The organism is Aquaspirillum sp. (genome assembly GCF_055136605.1).
Window position 1 is genome coordinate 15,136 of sequence record NZ_JBSQVP010000007.1, and the last position, 16,607, is coordinate 31,742.

Genomic DNA, 16,607 nt, shown 5'->3' on the forward strand with positions numbered 1-16,607 from the left:
ATCCTCATTTGTCCTGTGATACCGATTTTTCGGTTACCGTCTCTTGCGGCTTTTTCTAACGTTGACGTTAACGTCAACTTGTTTTGACACAGTAAATCCGATTTATGCGCTCATGACAACTTATTTTTATGCTGCGCCGCAAAAAATCGTGGGTTCTCACTGGTCATAACGATAAAAACCTTGGCCCGATTTACGGCCCAAGTGCCCTGCTGCCACTTTCTGAACCAACAGCGGACAAGCGCGATACTTACTGTCACGGAATTCGTGATACAACACATCCATAATCGCCAAGCAGGTATCTAAACCAATCAAATCCGCCAACGCCAATGGGCCAATCGGATGGTTCATGCCGAGCTTCATCACCGTATCAATTGCCTCGGGCGTGGCAATGCCTTCATACAGGCAAAACACCGCCTCGTTAATCATCGGCATCAACACTCGGTTGGAAACAAAACCCGGCGCATCGTTAACCGATACAGGCGTTTTGCCCAAGCGTTCCGCCAACGCCACAGTGGCAGCGTGGGTAGCATCGTCGGTTTGTAAAGCACGAATAATTTCAACCAGTTGCATCACTGGCACCGGATTCATAAAGTGCATACCAATGGCGCGTTGCGGCTGGCTAACCTGTGCCGCTAAGACGGTGAGCGAGATGGAAGAAGTATTCGAGGCAATAATCGCCTCGGGCCGTACCAAAGCCGATAGCTGACGCAAAATATCAATCTTGATTTCCAGCCGTTCAGTGGCGGCTTCAATCGCAATGTCCACCGCCGCCAAATCAGCCATCTCATTGCTAAACACAATCCGACTTAACACGGCGTCTGGGTCGCTCAGCTGCCCTTTTTTCACCAAACGCGCCAAGCTATTGGCAATCGTCGCTTGCGCTTTTTCTAATGCCTTACTGCTGACATCGGTTAACACCACCGACAACCCCGCCATGGCACAGACTTGGGCAATCCCATTCCCCATCTGTCCAGCGCCCACTACACCGACACTTTGAATTTCCATCGCGTTAGCCCTTTTCAGTAAATTGTTTGACAAACCACAACTACGTTACTATCACGTTTACGTTAACGTCAACATGCAGCATCAAATCTGCCGATGTAAACAATGGTCTTACCACGCGATGTTTTTTGTCATTTCCTGCAATTTTCTCCCTCACCTTCGGGGTGATGAGTAAAATTAGCGACTTTTGCGACCTGCTATCATGATTCACGGTAAAGAAAAGACTTTCACCATCAGCGAGCTGGCGCGCGAGTTTGATGTCACCACCCGAACCATCCGCCACTATGAAGAACAAGGCCTGTTGGCACCAGAACGGCGCGGACAACATCGGATTTATTCTCGTCGCGACCGCATCCGCCTTTTGCTGACGCTGCGCGGCAAGCGGATTGGCCTTACATTACAAGAAATCCGTGAACTGTTTCATCTCTATGATGCTACTAATGATGAAGAGCCCCAGTTGCTTGAATTCATGCGAATTTTGTCGCAACGTGAACGCCTGTTGTTGCAACAAATTGAAGACATCAAACTGGTGACCAAGGAAATTCGCAACCTAAAAGCACAATGCGAACGCCTGCTCGAAAAGCGTTGTGGCGGGCCGGGGTCGTCTAGCGAAGACAGCGAACCAGAACCCGATTTAGGGCTTGACGAGCTGTAAACTGCGTTTTACCGTTGCGGAAACACAACAGACCGACAGCAGCGGTCTTTTTTTCATCAGCAACTTTACGTTAACGTAAACGAAAAGATACCTTACACAAAGACAAGGAAACATCATGAGCCAAGCAGATCCAATTGTGATTGTGAGTGCAGCGCGCACACCAATGGGCGGTTTTCAGGGCGATTTCAACAGCCTCACCGCCAGCCAACTCGGGGCAACCGCCATTGCTGCCGCCGTCGAGCGTGCCGGTATCAGCGGTGAGGATGTCCAAGAAGCGGTGATGGGATGTGTCTTGCCAGCCGGACAAGGCCAAGCCCCAGCACGGCAAGCAGTGTTAGGAGCCAAGCTACCGTTATCGGTCAACTGCACCACTATCAACAAAATGTGCGGTTCGGGGATGAAGGCCATCATGTTTGCCCACGACATGTTAGTCGCGGGTAGCAATCAAGTGATGATCGCTGGCGGCATGGAAAGCATGAGCCAAGCGCCCTATTTGTTGCCGAAGGCGCGTGGTGGTTTCCGTCTCGGTCACGGTGATATCAAAGACCATATGTTCTTAGATGGCCTAGAAGATGCCTACGACAAAGGCAAATTGATGGGTTGGTTTGCGGAAATTTGTGCAGAGAAATACGGCTTTAGCCGCGAAGCACAAGATGATTTTGCGGTACGTTCACTACAACGTGCCCAACATGCGATTCAAAGCGGCTTATTCAAAGCAGAAATCGCCCCCGTTACCGTCGCGGGTCGTAAAGGCGAGGTGTTGATCGAAAATGATGAACAACCACTCAAAGCCAATCTGGAAAAAATCCCTACCTTAAAACCGGCCTTCAAAAAAGACGGCACCGTCACCCCAGCCAACTCCAGCTCAATCTCTGACGGCGCAGCCGCCGTGGTGATGATGAAACTGAGCGAGGCAGAAAAACGCGGCCTGAAACCGATTGCAAAAATTGTCGGTCACAGCACTCATGCCCACGAACCAGCATGGTTCAGCACCGCGCCGGTCGATGCAATGCGTAAATTGCTCAATCAAATCGGCTGGACCACTGACGATGTCGATTTATACGAAATCAATGAAGCCTTTGCCGTGGTTACGATGGCAGCGATGCACGACTTAGCTTTGCCAGCAGACAAAGTGAATGTACGCGGTGGGGCATGTGCCCTCGGTCATCCGATTGGGGCCTCCGGTGCCCGCATTGTGGTGACATTGTTGGCGGCCTTGCAGCAAACCGGCGGCAAACGCGGCATCGCCAGTTTGTGCATCGGCGGTGGTGAAGCCACTGCACTGGCAGTCGAATTACTGTGATTGATGTTCCCACTGCCACCGCAGTGGGACTTACGTTTTTAACAGGAGGCAGACATGCTGCTGTCGAGTGAACATCGGATGTTGCAAGACACCTTGCGCGATTTTGCCGAGCAAGAACTCAAACCTCATGCCGCACAATGGGCACAAAACCACACATTCCCCGCCGAGGCTTTGCGTAAATTAGGCGAGTTGGGGTTATTCGGTATTACGGTACCGACAGAATGGGGCGGGGCCGGTTTGGACACCCTCGCGGCGGCAGTGGCGCTTGAGGAAATTGCCGCTGGAGATGGGTCGGTCTCAACCATTATTTCCGTAACCAACTCAGTCGGGTGTGGCCCGATTGAACGCTTTGGCAATGATTGGCAAAAAGAGCAATTCTTACGGCGCATGGCGAGTGGAGAATGGCTTGGCGCATTTTGTTTGACCGAGCCACATGTGGGTTCGGATGCCGGCGCCATTCGTACCCGCGCTGTACGTGAGGGGGATGAATATGTCTTGAACGGTGCCAAACAGTTTATTACATCGGGGAAAAACGCCGATGTTGCGATTGTGATTGCCGTCACCGACCCCACCGCCGGCAAAAAAGGGATTTCCGCCTTTATTGTCCCCACGTCGACCTCGGGCTACATCGTGGCCAAAGTCGAAGAAAAAATGGGACAAGCCGCCAGCGATACCTGCGCCATCATGTTCGACAATTGCCGTATTCCAGCCAGTCATCGACTGGGGCAAGAAGGTGAGGGCTATAAAATTGCGTTGGCTAACCTAGAGTCGGGACGCATTGGCATTGCCGCACAAGCCTTGGGTATGGCACGCGCGGCGTTGGAATGTGCCGTGGCGTATGCCAAAGAGCGCGAAAGCTTCGGCCAAGTGATTTTTGACCACCAAGCTGTCGGTTTCCGCCTCGCCGATGCCGCCACTCAACTAGAAGCCGCCCGCCAATTGGTATGGCATGCCGCCAGTTTGAAAGATGCAGGTTTACCGTGTTTGAAAGAGGCTTCGATGGCCAAGTTGTTTGCCTCGGAGATGGCTGAACGGGTGTGCTCTGCCGCGCTACAAACCCTTGGCGGCTATGGCTATCTGAGTGATTATCCGATCGAACGGATTGCACGCGATGTACGGGTCACCCAGATTTATGAAGGCACCAGCGACATCCAAAAATTGGTGATTGCTCGTGCCTTAGCCCAAGGCTAGGTTTGCTGCATCCGTTGAGCCCGTGCCATACGGCGGGCCTCTTGCTCCATTTCCATCAAAATGGTCTGCACATAGCGCAGGTGAGTATGACTCTCGGCCTGCGCTGTTTCGGGTTTACCGTCGATAATGGCGCGGAAAATCGCCGTATGTTGCGCCATAATTCGTTCGCGTGTGTCTCCGCGTAAATACAAGCCACCGATATTGGTAATCACATTGCGCTGTAACAAATCAAACAGCCCCTTCGTGGTATGAAATAACACCACGTTGTGGCTAGCCTCGGCAATGGTCAGGTGAAACTGGGCATCTGCCGCGCCTTCACGCGCCAAATCTTGACTGTGATAAGCGGTTTCCAACTCCTCAAACCGCTCGATCAATAATGCCTTATCGACCTGATTCGCCCGTAATGCGGCATAGTAGGCACTGGCCCCTTCAATCGCCAAACGATATTCCAACAAATCACTGTGCACATCGGGATGCCGCTCTAATAAAGCCAGTAATGGATCGGAAAAAGCATGGCCGATGGTGTTTGCCACATAAGTCCCGCCCCCTTGTCGACTTAACAACAAGCCACGAGCCACCAACTTTTGAATTGCCTCGCGTAACGAGGGCCGCGACACCCCAAAACGTGTGGCTAGTTCACGCTCCGGCGGTAATTTTTCGCCCGCCTTAAACCGCCCAGCCAAAATCATATTTTCTAGTTCTGTCATCACCTCGTCAGATAGGCGACGTGGTGTACGCATGGTTGTCATGCCCAGCTCCAAATTGGTCAGACCAAAAACAAGCCATCCAAGTGGCAAGGCGGTCTGACATACAGGTTATGAGAATCGCGGTGGATTCCAGTCAAAATTTAGCGAAATATCATAGCTAATCTACACAATTCTGACAGCAAAGCCAAACCGATTTTTTTACAAATGAAACAATGATTTAAATACAGTCAAGATAGCTTACCCTAACGTAAACAGCCGCAATGCTTCACTGCAACATGGATAAACATTGACAGCCAGTAAACGTTTCATATTCAATGCCACAGGCTGTTTTGTAAATTGGTCATACCAAAAAACAGTCTATCCCTCTCGGCAGAAACCCTGCCCCCCTTTTGATAAAAAGACACACTCCGAGGAGGAGAAACCCAAGATGAGCCTAGGACTACAAGCCCTATTGGCATTTTCGCCGATCTTACTGGCGGCGATTTTGTTGATCGGCCTGCATTGGCCAGCAAAACGCGCCATGCCTGCCGTGTTCATTCTCACCGCCGCCATTGCATTGTTTGGTTGGGAGATGTCGTTTAACCGCGTGTTGGCTTCCACACTGCAAGGCGCCGTGATTACGCTGTCGGTGTTGTGGATTATTTTTGGCGCAATTTTGCTACTGAACACCCTGAAACATTCAGGGGGGATTGCCGCCATTCGCCACGGTTTTACCCACATTAGCCCCGACCGCCGTATTCAGGCAGTTATTATCGCTTGGTTGTTTGGTTGCTTTATTGAAGGTGCCTCTGGTTTTGGTACCCCAGCCGCCATCGCCGCACCCCTGTTAGTGGCAATGGGATTCCCCGCACTGGCCGCTGTGATGCTGGGTATGATGGTGCAATCCACCCCAGTGTCGTTTGGTGCCGTCGGTACGCCAATCATCATCGGTTTGAACAAAGGGTTAGACAGCGCCAGCATCACCGAACGCTTAGTCGCAAATGGTTCTGATTGGTCGCATTATCTGCAGCTGATCACCAGCGAAGTGGCGATTTTGCATGCCTTAACGGGTTTTATCATGCCAGTGCTAATGGTGATGATGATGACCCGTTACTTCGGTAAAAACCGCTCTTGGAAAGAGGGTTTGGAAGCGGTGCCGTTTGCTTTATTTGCTGGCTTGGCTTTCACCATTCCTTATGCTTTAACTGGCTTATTGTTAGGACCAGAATTTCCTTCTTTACTCGGCGCTTTAATTGGTTTGGCCATCGTGGTACCGGCTGCAAAAGTCGGTTTCTTGGTACCAAAGAAAAGCTGGGATTTTGCACCAGCCAAAGAATGGCCTAGCGAATGGATGGGTTCGATTGAAATTAAGCTGGATGGCTTGAACGAACGCGCCCCATTGGCTATCTGGAAAGCATGGTTGCCTTACATTTTGGTCGCGGGTTTATTGGTGTTGTCGCGCGTTAGCCCAGACTTGAAAGCGTTCTTGACCGGCTTGGCTTGGAAAACGGGTGATATCTTGGGTGAGAAGGGCATTACTGAAAGCGTGGCCCCGCTGTATCTGCCCGGGGGGATCTTGGTTTTTGTGGTATTGCTGACGTTCTTTATCCACAACATGCGTGTCTCGGAACTGAAAGCCGCCATCGGTGAATCAAGCAAAGTATTGTTTGGTGCTGGTTTTGTGCTGATGTTTACCGTCCCAATGGTGCGGATTTTGATTAACTCTGGCGTCAATGGTGCAGAGTTAGACAGTATGCCAATTGCCATGGCCAGTTTTGTGGCACAAACCTTTGGCGATGTTTACCCATTCTTTGCTGCGACAGTTGGCGCAATGGGGGCGTTTATTGCAGGCTCCAACACCGTGAGTAATATGATGTTGGCACAGTATCAGTTTGGCGTTGCCGAATCACTCGGCATCACCAGCGCCTTGATTGTAGCGATGCAAGCCGTTGGTGCTGCAGCTGGCAATATGATCGCCATTCACAACGTGGTAGCAGCATCGGCAACCGTCGGGCTGTTGGGCCGCGAAGGGGTGACCCTGCGTCGTACCTTAGTGCCAACACTTTACTACCTGACAGTGGTTGGCATTTTAGGCACGATAGCCATTTATGGTTTGGGCATGACCGACCCGTTATTGAAATAATCACACCGGCTACCGCTTCCCAGCGGTAGCCCATCGCCGAGACAGTGTGGCACGTACCGCACCGCCACGAGGAGACACCGATGACTTCACCGACTCGCCCACAAACGGTTTACCTATTTGGCACCTGTATTGTGGATTTATTCTTTCCTACAGCCGGCATCAGCGCCATCAAACTGTTAGAACGGGAAGGAATTCGTGTGCGTTATCCACAAGAGCAATCCTGTTGTGGACAACCGGCCTATTCCTCGGGCTATCTGGCCGAAGCGCGCACTGTCGCCGCCGCGCAAATCGCGGTGTTCCCGGGTGATGAACCGATTGTGGTGTTATCGGGTTCATGTGCTGGGATGATGAAACACCACTACCCGAGCCTATTCGATGGCTTACCACAACAAACCCAAGCACGGGCTTTTGCTGCCCGTATCTATGAATTGACCGAGTTTCTCACCAAGGTTTTAGACATCAAGCTGTGCGATCTTGGCCAGCCGGTGGAGATTGCTTTGCATACCTCTTGTGCGGCGCGGCGCGAAATGGGCGTGCGCGACACTTCATTAGCCCTACTCAATCAACTGGACAAGGTGGTGTTGAAACAACACGACCACGAGGCGGAGTGTTGTGGGTTTGGTGGCACGTTCTCTGTGCGCCATCCGCATATTTCGGCGGCGATGGTGGAGGATAAGACCAGCGCGTTGAAAGCCTGTGGTGTGCAACAGGTGGTGAGTGCGGATTGTGCGTGTTTGTTGAATATCAATGGAGCACTGGAAAAACAGGGTGCGTCCTTGCGCGGACAACACATTGCCGATTTCCTGTGGCAACGTACCCAACACGTGGAGGCCAAACAATGAGCCACAGCCATCCTCTGCACGATTTCCGTGCCGCCAGCAGCCACGCCGCGCAAGACCCAAATCAACGACACAACACCCGCGCGGCTATGGATTTTTTGATGCAGCGTCGCGCTGCGCAATTTCCCGATGCAGATGAATTAAGTCGGTTGCGCGATTTGGGACAAAAAATCCGCCAACGCGCCTTATCACAGCTGCCAGCGTTATTAGAAACCTTAGAAGCACGTTGCAACGCCAATGGTATTCAAGTGCATTGGGCAGACACCCCTGCCGAAGCTTGCGACATCATCGCTAAGCTGATGCAGCAGGCCAACAGCCAAGAAATTATTAAAGGCAAATCGATGGTGAGTGAGGAAATTGAACTCAATCACTACCTCGAAGCACAAGGTATGACGGCATTGGAAAGTGATATGGGGGAATTTATTGTGCAACTGGCACATGAAAAACCCTCGCATATCATCATGCCAGCAATTCACAAAACCAAAGTCGATATTGCCCATTTATTCCACGATGAACTGCCCCGCACACCGTATACCGAGGATGTAGACGAGCTGATTCAAATTGGCCGCCATGCCCTGCGACAGCGTTTTTTTACCGCCAAAGTCGGGTTGTCTGGTGTCAATGTCGCGGTGGCAGAAACAGGCACCTTGGTATTGGTGGAAAATGAAGGCAATGGCCGCCTCACCACCAGCGCACCTGAGATGCACATTGCCATCACTGGCATTGAAAAAGTGGTCGAAAAACTCAGCGATGTGCCGCCGATTTTAAGCTTGCTGACACGTTCGGCGACTGGCCAGCCGATTACCACTTATGTCAACATGATTTCTAGCCCACGCAAAGCGGGTGAGAAAGACGGCCCACAACAGGTGCATTTGGTGCTGTTGGATAATGGCCGCAGCCAAGCCTATGCCGATTTGCAACTGCGCGAAACACTGCAATGTATTCGCTGTGGCGCGTGCATGAACCATTGCCCTGTTTATACCCGCATTGGTGGCCATGCCTATGGCACAACCTATCCCGGGCCGATTGGCAAAATTATCTCGCCACATCTGTTAGGGCTAGATGACACCAAAGACTTACCGAGTGCTTCGACCCTATGTGGCGCCTGTAGCGAAGTCTGTCCTGTGCGGATTCCCATTCCAGAGCTGTTATTACGTCTACGCCAAGAATCAGTTACCCCCGAAAACGAACCTAATCACCCTCACACAGTACGCGGACAAGGTGCGAAATACCGCGCCACCGAAAAATGGCTGTGGCGCAGTTGGGCACGTATCTATAGCAAACCCGCGTTGTACCGCGCCAGCCGTTTTGCCGCCACCCGTTTACGCGGTCTGCTACCACACGATGTCGGTGCATGGACAATCGCCCGTGCAAAACCACAACCCGCAGCAAAATCATTACACGAGTTGGTTGCGGAATATCAAGCCACACAGGGGAATCAGCCATGACCGCGAAAACCCGTATTTTATCTCGTCTGCGTGCCGCGCCTTCTCAACAAAAAGCTGCGCCGAGTGCAGAGGATTACGCCGTCGCGCAACAACCGTGGCGCTTTGACAGCACCGAACGCACCAGCCGATTTAAAGACCTATTGACTGCCGTACAAACTGAGATTCATGACTGTACTAGCGAGACTTGGCCGCAAACACTGGCAGAACTGGCGGCACAAAAAGGGTGGCGGAATCTGTTGTTACCGGAAAACTCGCCGCTCAACAACGCGATTGAACAGACATGGCAAAACAGTGTCAGCGCCCTACCACCGCTGCAACACTACGATCAAGCCATTGAAGCATGGCGTGAGGCCCTATTTTTTGATACCGATGCAGCCATCACCGGCTGTCATGCTGCCATTGCTGCCACGGGCTCGATTGTTTTATGGCCCAGCCCCAGCGAACCACGCTTAATGAGCTTAGTCCCACCGACCCATATTGTGGTGGTGAAACAGAGTCAGTTGGCGGATAACCTGCTTGATCTAATGCAACAACAGCAATGGCAACAGGGGATGCCCACCAATCTCGTGTTGGTATCTGGCCCCTCTAAAACATCGGACATTCAGCGCGTCACGGCCTATGGTGCACATGGCCCCAAAGCCCTGATTGTGTTGTTCCTCACTGATTGCTAAGGCTGTTGCCATGACCCAACAAGCTCCCGACCATTTAGACCGTCGTTATCAACGCTTTTACCAGCTGTTATGCGAATTTCTGCCCAGTGAGCGTTTAATCACCCATCCCTTATTGACCTATGCCTATGGCACAGATGCCAGCTTTTATCGCCTCACCCCAAAAATCGTGGTGCGCGTTGAAAGTGAACAGGAAGTGGTTAAGCTATTACAACACGCACGCCGTGAAGGGATCCCAGTGACCTTCCGTGCAGCAGGGACATCGCTATCTGGTCAGGCCATCAGCGACTCGGTGTTAATCCTTTTGGGCGATCAATGGCGGGGGCACGATATTCTCGATGATGGACAACGGATTCGTCTGCAACCGGGAGTGATTGGGCAATGGGCTAACGATTGGTTAAAACCCTATCAACGTAAAATCGGCCCTGATCCTGCGTCGATCAATGCCGCCAAAATTGGGGGGATTGTTGCCAATAACTCCAGCGGTATGTGCTGCGGCACGGCACAAAACACCTATCACACCCTCGATTCGATGCGATTGGTGTTGGCGGATGGTACGGTGTTGGACACAGCCGACCCCATCTCGGTCGATGCTTTCCGTCACAGCCACGCCGCATTGTTACAACAGCTCAGTGAATTGGCCCACCACGCCAAACATCACCCCACGCTTGCTGACAAAATTCGCCATAAATACCGCCTGAAAAACACCACCGGCTATGCGCTCAATAGCCTGATTGATTTTGATGATCCCATCGATATTTTGATGCACCTGATGGTGGGCTCGGAAGGCACACTGGGCTTTATTTCTGAAGTGGTCTATCGCACAGTCGAAGACCCTCCCTATAAAGCCTCGGCATTGGTGGTATTTGCTCATGCAAAAACCTGCTGCCAAGCGGTCGCCGCGCTGAAAAGTGCACCGGTCAGTGCAGTGGAATTGATTGATGGTCGTGGCATCGCCTCAGTTCGCAATAAACCCGGGTTACCCGCCTTTATCCAAGATCTTGATTTGCAAGCCTGTGCGCTGTTAATCGAGAGCCGAGCTAATAGCAGTGAACAATTGCAACAGCAGCTGGCCGAGATTCACGACACTTTACAACCCTTCCCAATGATAGAGCGCACCCCTTTCACCACAGTTGAGGCGGAATATGCCGCTTATTGGGCGGTGCGTAAGGGCTTATTCCCAGCAGTCGGGGCGGTGCGTGAAACCGGCACCACGGTGATTATTGAAGATGTCGCCTTCCCCGTGCCCGACTTGGCCGCCGGTGTTGAAAAGCTGCAAGCCTTGTTTGAGCAATTTGGCTATCACGAAGCGTTGATCTTTGGTCATGCCCTAGAAGGTAATTTGCATTTTGTGTTTACCCAACGCTTCGACGAACCGCAGGAAGTGGCGCGCTATGATGCGTTTATGGATGCAGTGGCGCAGTTGGTGGCGGTGGAATATGGCGGATCGTTAAAAGCCGAACACGGCACTGGCCGCAATATGGCCCCCTACATTGAATTAGAGTGGGGCAGCGAGGGTTATGCCTTGATGGTGGCAATCAAACGCGCCTTTGATCCGTATGGCGTGCTGAATCCCGATGTGATGATTAGCAGTGATGCCGCTATCCATTTAAAAAACCTCAAAGCACTGCCGGCTGCCCACGAGATTGTGGACAAGTGTATCGAATGTGGTTTTTGTGAACCGGCTTGTCCCGCACGTGAACTGACCCTAAGCCCACGACAACGGATCACAGTTTGGCGTGAAATGCAGGCCCTACGCGCCAGTGGCGAACAACCCGAGCGGTTGGCACTGTTAGAGCGTGACTATCCGTATATGGGTATCGACACCTGTGCCGCCACGGGTTTATGTCAACAAAACTGTCCAGTTGGCATCAACACCGGTGATTTCATTCGTGCCCTGCGTGCTGAAGATGCCCCCGCCCAACACGAACAAGCGCGTTATTTGGCAGAGCATTTTTCTGGTGTCACTCAGGCTGCGCGCACCGGTTTAAAAGTGGCTCATGTGGCTAAAGTGGTGTTAGGGGATCGCCTGTTACAGCAGCTCAGCAAACAAGCGCGCCAATTTGTCCCTGCCCTCCCACAGTGGAACAGCGCCTTACCCACTGCCGCAGCGCGGCCACCACGACCGCAACATCATGCAGCACGCAAAGTGGTGTATTTTGCCAGCTGTGTTAGCCGCACCATGGGCCCAGCCAGCAACGACAGCGACTCACGCTCATTGATGCAAGTGACGGTGGCCGTGTTAGAACGGGCCGGTTATGAAGTGATCTTCCCTGCGGCGCTGGATGAACAATGCTGCGGACAACCTTTTGAATCCAAGGGCCATTTCTCGTTAGCAGAACAAAAACGGCAGCAAGTGTTTGATGCCCTAGCACAAGCCAGCCAACACGGCCAATATCCTATTTATGTGGATACCAGCCCCTGTGCCTTGCGTTTATTAAGCGCCAGCGACCGCCAGCAGCTAAACATTTTCGATTCGATTCCCTTCCTCACCGAGCATGTGCTACCGCATTTAACGGTGAAACCAGTTAATGAATCGATTGCCGTGCATCTCACCTGCTCGAGTCGCAAAATGGGTGTGGATCAGCATTTGCTGCGCTTGGTCAAAGCCTGCGCCCAACGGGTTACTGTCCCTGAGTTTATCGGGTGTTGTGGTTTTGCTGGTGACAAAGGCTTTAGCACGCCGGAACTCAACGACCACGCCTTACGCGACTTATCACACCAAGTCAGTCATTGTGATAGCGGTGTTTCCAGCAGCCGTACCTGTGAAATCGGCCTGTCTTCACATAGCGGCTTGCACTATCGACATGCGGTGTATCTACTCGACCGCGCTAGCCAGTCATAATGCCAGCGGCGGAGTGTTTGCTCCGCCGCCGCTTTGCTAGCTCAATGCCAAATTTGCTCTGGCTTAAACTTCCCCAATCACCCCACCATCTTCACGACGAATCACCACCGTTGCTGCACGAGGCCGACCGCCTTGAGCACCATCAGGCCAACTTGAAATGGCTTTGGGTGCAGCCGGATCGCTACGCTCACTCGCTGGCTCCCCCGGATGTTGGATGTTGACAAACATGGTTTTCAAGTCAGGGGTAAAGGCCAAACCGGTCACTTCACAACCATTAGGCCCAGTCAAGAAGCGGCGTGTTTCACCCGTTTCTGGAATGGTAGCCAGCATTTGGTTATTACCCATGCCGGTATAGTCTTTTTGGTTTAAGGTACTGGTGGACACATCGGTTTGAATCCACAAAATACCATTGCGACTGAACACTAAACCATCAGGGCTACCATACATATCGCCTTTGATATTGCCCTTTTTGTCGCCGTCGCGCTCGGGATGACCAGCAAGGGCATAAATATCCCACTTAAACTGGGTGGCAGTGGGTTGGTTACCTGCCTCGTGCCAACGAATGATATGACCAAAGACATTCTTCGCCCGTGGGTTAGCCGCATCCGTCGCTGGTTTGCCATCGGTCCCCCGTTCGCTGTTGTTGGTCAGCGTACAGTACACCTCCCCTGCTTTATGTGGATGAACAGCAATCCATTCAGGCCGGTCCATCTTAGTTGCACCAACACGGTCGGCTGCCAAACGGGTTTTAATCACTACCTCGCCTTGATCAGCAAAGCCATTGGCAGCAGTCAGGCCATTTTTACCGTGAGTCAGTTCTAACCATTGTCCCGAACCATCGGCATCAAAACGTGCCACATATAAGGTGCCATGCTCTAACAAATCGCGATTGGCCTTGCGGTCGTAACGATTGAACTTGTCGCGGCTAACAAATTTGTAAATGTATTCAAACCGTTGATCATCACCCATATACACCACAGCACGCCCATCTTCGGCAATCGTCACCGTCGCGCCTTCGTGTTTGATCCGCCCTAACGCAGTACGTTTGATTGGCTTCGCCTTAGGATCAAAGGGATCAATCTCTACCACCCAACCAAAGCGATGCGGTTCATTTGGATTGATTTGGCGATCAAAACGGAAATCGACTTCAGCCCAACGATAGCCAGCATCAGTCGCTTTAATCCCGTAGCGTTTATCGTCCTCGCTCAGCTGTCCATTATTAGCAAAATAATCGCTCCAGTTTTCCTCACAGGTGAGATAAGTCCCCCACGGGGTGGGCCCACTGGCGCAGTTATTAAAGGTGCCCAACACTTCGACCCCGCGTGGATCTGCTGCGGTTTTCATCAAAGCATGACCGCGAGCAGGCCCGCCGATCTGAATGGGGGTCAGAGCATGGATGCGGCGGGCAAATTGAGAGGGGCGCACCACTTGCCAACCTTTTTGTCCACCCAAGTCTTGCACCTCAATGACAGAGACGCCCACTGCATGCTGTGCTTTACGCACTTTTTCTGCATTCCACGTCTTCATGCCATCGCTGTGCAATAGGCCATCATCGGTGTATTCATGGTTGATCGCCAACAAACCTTGTTTGGAATGGGCCGAACCAAAGGGCAGTGGAAAATAGGCCATGCCATCATGGTGCATCCCCGCTTGGACGGCTTGTTCTTCGGCGCTATTGCTGGCATCAGCTTTGAAAGCAGGCATCTTGCCTTTGACACCAATTGGATCACCCCACGCATACAACACCTCGGCGCGGTAGCCTTTTGGTACCACCACGGTATCGCTGGTAGATAAGGGAACGGCCTCAAAGCCAAGCGAAACAGGGGCAGGTGTGGCAGCTTGGGCAATGGCACTGAAGCTAGAAGACAACAGCCCAGCCGCAGATAAGGCTGCTCCGCCTTTTAATAATTGGCGGCGCCCCAGTTGGGTTTCTAAAACATCACTGAAAATCGGATTGCTGCTGGTATTAAGAACGCTATCGTCGGTTTTAAGCAGGGGCTTACCCATGGCTCGCTCCATTAGGCAAAAAGTTGGAAAAGTGCGCCTAAGTTACGAGAAGCGTGTGAAAAAACGATGACAGCCAAGGAGAAAGCAGCTTATTCGCTACCAACAGCAGTCAGGCAAAGGACAATACAATTAGGGCAGACGCACAGTCTGCCCACTAGAGAGAATACATCGCAATCAAGCTGCTTGACGGGCTAACGCGGGATGTCGTGGGTGGTGGCTGCTGGAGGGGGTAGAGGAAGCAGCAGCGGTGGTATCGGTCAGAAAAGCGAGTAAAGCAGCCTCGGCAATTTGTGCGCGGCTACAGCCACGGTCTTCCGCTAAACGTGCCAAACGATGTTCGATCTCGGCCGACAAACGCAATGAAATCACAGACATGGCAAGCTCCTTGTTCAGTGTTGCAATCGAGATGGAGGCAATGTTGCTGTGCCATAACCACAGACGGTGCCTCATCTTTAATTAAGCATAAACCATGCCGAAAAAAAAGAGGCCCGAAAAATCGGGCCAGAAGGAGCGCTGCAAGAGAAGATTGCGCGAGCGATTGCGTGTCAGAACAACATCAGCAATTAAAAGCGGTGCACATATTTAAACCAGACTTTATTACCAGCAAAACGGTTTTCCACCGCTGTTTCATGCTGCCATTTAAAAATGAACTGATCGCCAGATTTGCCGGTGTATTGAATATGCGGGCCAAAGGCAAACACCTGACCTCGGTTACCGTCGGTGCCAACTTTGCGACCATTTAACTCATCATCGGTGGTTTGCTTCAGATAATAGCCGCCCAAACCATAGGCCCATTCCCCTTGGCGATAGCCAAGCAAATAGTCCATGTGGAACTCATCACCCGATTGATAATTGGTGCTGTTGTTTTTGGTTTTGATGTTGTACATGAGCTTCGCCGATGCCTCAAAACCATTGTTTGCCAAATAAGTCACCGCCAAAATCGGCTCAAAACTGTAGTAATTGGCGCCAATACTGCGGCGTGGGTCTTGGCTATCCCATGCCCCAGTGGGCAAATTGATATCCACACCAGCTGCCACATGCCAGTTTGGGCTATGCCATGACAATACAAACGGATTTACCGTCACATCACCCAAGCCAACACGCGATTTGCTGCCACCTAAGCGCGGTAAATCAAGATCTTGGTACACCACCGGCAAAATGGCGTGCATTGCCCAGTTCGCACCGAGGATTTTTACATCGGTGACATGCACCAAACGCAGGGCATCAAAGAAAGCTTTAACAGTGGCTTTTTCTGTGCCACCTTTGCCATTTGGCAATTTCACCGTATTGCCATTGCCATCTTTCAACGTACCGGAGTAATAGCCCATGTAGTTGATAAAGTAGGTGCCAGGGGGTGGCAATGCACCAGACAAGAACGTTTCCGCACCATTTGGGTACTGGTCACCGCCTTCTTTGGCCTGAGCTTGTAACGCAACGGCGGCCAGCGCCACGGCGATACAGTAATGGGTTTTATTGCGCAGCATCTTAGGTGTTTTCCTCTATTTTTAGATTTTTCTGTGTCATGTCACCGCAAGCAGCGGTGCATTCACAGTGTGGCAACAACAGGCGAGTTATTGATGTTGACTGTTGTTGCCCTGTTGCTTCTCCTAGCAGCACCGCAGGGATCGCTAACGTCCCAAATCTTTTGCCGACACCCCACCAATCCCAAAATGCTCTTTTGGCATTTCATGGATGATGATCCGCACTTGTTCGGGTTTGACATCAACCGATTCTGAAATAGCACGGGTCATTTCGGCAATCAGCTTACGCTTTTGCTCCACTGTCCGGCCCTCTAATAAATGCACTTCTGCGATAGGCAT

General features: G+C 51.8%; 14 protein-coding genes. 8 read left to right on the forward strand and 6 right to left on the reverse strand.

All coding sequences use genetic code 11. The annotated features are described in order from the left end of the window. Positions 1-156 precede the first annotated feature (156 nt). Positions 157-1,005, reverse strand: a complete 849-nt coding sequence (locus tag ACTBZS_RS02390) for a 3-hydroxybutyryl-CoA dehydrogenase (RefSeq protein ID WP_022652503.1) — start codon at positions 1,003-1,005, stop codon at positions 157-159. 199 nt (positions 1,006-1,204) lie between these two features. Between ACTBZS_RS02390 and ACTBZS_RS02395 the strand changes: the two genes are divergently transcribed. The 3 genes from ACTBZS_RS02395 to ACTBZS_RS02405 all read left to right on the forward strand — a co-directional run bounded on the left by ACTBZS_RS02395 (position 1,205) and on the right by ACTBZS_RS02405 (position 4,151). Then, positions 1,205-1,657, forward strand: a complete 453-nt coding sequence (locus tag ACTBZS_RS02395; RefSeq protein WP_460430186.1) for a MerR family transcriptional regulator — start codon at positions 1,205-1,207, stop codon at positions 1,655-1,657. A 115-nt stretch (positions 1,658-1,772) separates the two neighbouring features. Continuing rightward, positions 1,773-2,960, forward strand: a complete 1,188-nt coding sequence (locus ACTBZS_RS02400) for an acetyl-CoA C-acetyltransferase (RefSeq protein ID WP_463043162.1) — start codon at positions 1,773-1,775, stop codon at positions 2,958-2,960. Between the two features lie 54 nt (positions 2,961-3,014). Further along, a complete protein-coding gene (locus ACTBZS_RS02405; RefSeq protein WP_463043163.1) occupies positions 3,015-4,151 on the forward strand; it encodes an acyl-CoA dehydrogenase family protein in 1,137 nt (378 codons plus the stop codon). On the opposite strand, the gene ACTBZS_RS02410 is transcribed toward ACTBZS_RS02405, so the two are convergent. Continuing rightward, complete coding sequence (locus tag ACTBZS_RS02410) at positions 4,148-4,900, reverse strand: GntR family transcriptional regulator (protein WP_460430183.1); 753 nt, start codon at positions 4,898-4,900, stop codon at positions 4,148-4,150. The two genes, ACTBZS_RS02405 and ACTBZS_RS02410, sit on opposite strands and share 4 nt — an antisense overlap. 385 nt (positions 4,901-5,285) lie before the next feature. Between ACTBZS_RS02410 and ACTBZS_RS02415 the strand changes: the two genes are divergently transcribed. The 5 genes from ACTBZS_RS02415 (at position 5,286) to ACTBZS_RS02435 (ending at position 12,780) form a co-directional block, all read left to right on the forward strand. Continuing rightward, on the forward strand, positions 5,286-6,980 hold the full coding sequence (locus ACTBZS_RS02415) for an L-lactate permease (protein WP_463043164.1): 1,695 nt from the start codon (positions 5,286-5,288) through the stop codon (positions 6,978-6,980). Positions 6,981-7,060: 80 nt separating this feature from the next. Continuing rightward, positions 7,061-7,822, forward strand: coding sequence for a (Fe-S)-binding protein (locus ACTBZS_RS02420; protein ID WP_463043165.1), 762 nt, complete (start codon positions 7,061-7,063; stop codon positions 7,820-7,822). Then, positions 7,819-9,267, forward strand: coding sequence for a LutB/LldF family L-lactate oxidation iron-sulfur protein (locus ACTBZS_RS02425; RefSeq protein WP_460430180.1), 1,449 nt, complete (start codon positions 7,819-7,821; stop codon positions 9,265-9,267). Before ACTBZS_RS02420 ends, ACTBZS_RS02425 begins: the two co-directional genes overlap by 4 nt. Further along, the gene (locus ACTBZS_RS02430; RefSeq protein WP_022652509.1) at positions 9,264-9,938 is read left to right on the forward strand and encodes a LutC/YkgG family protein; all 675 of its coding nucleotides are present in this window, start codon (positions 9,264-9,266) and stop codon (positions 9,936-9,938) included. Before ACTBZS_RS02425 ends, ACTBZS_RS02430 begins: the two co-directional genes overlap by 4 nt. Before the next feature lie 10 nt (positions 9,939-9,948). After that, entirely contained in the window at positions 9,949-12,780 is a 2,832-nt protein-coding gene (locus ACTBZS_RS02435) for an FAD-binding and (Fe-S)-binding domain-containing protein (RefSeq protein ID WP_463043166.1), read from the forward strand. Between the two features lie 63 nt (positions 12,781-12,843). Here the strand turns inward: ACTBZS_RS02435 and ACTBZS_RS02440 are convergent, their stop codons facing one another. The 4 genes from ACTBZS_RS02440 to ACTBZS_RS02455 all read right to left on the reverse strand — a co-directional run bounded on the left by ACTBZS_RS02440 (position 12,844) and on the right by ACTBZS_RS02455 (position 16,607). Continuing rightward, a complete protein-coding gene (locus ACTBZS_RS02440) occupies positions 12,844-14,787 on the reverse strand; it encodes a PhoX family protein (RefSeq protein ID WP_463043167.1) in 1,944 nt (647 codons plus the stop codon). A gap of 174 nt (positions 14,788-14,961) precedes the next feature. Next, entirely contained in the window at positions 14,962-15,162 is a 201-nt protein-coding gene (locus ACTBZS_RS02445; protein WP_460430177.1) for a hypothetical protein, read from the reverse strand. Between the two features lie 188 nt (positions 15,163-15,350). Continuing rightward, a complete protein-coding gene (locus tag ACTBZS_RS02450) occupies positions 15,351-16,271 on the reverse strand; it encodes a SphA family protein (protein WP_463043168.1) in 921 nt (306 codons plus the stop codon). A gap of 144 nt (positions 16,272-16,415) precedes the next feature. Beyond that, on the reverse strand, positions 16,416-16,607 hold the full coding sequence (locus ACTBZS_RS02455) for a 2-hydroxymuconate tautomerase (protein WP_460430175.1): 192 nt from the start codon (positions 16,605-16,607) through the stop codon (positions 16,416-16,418).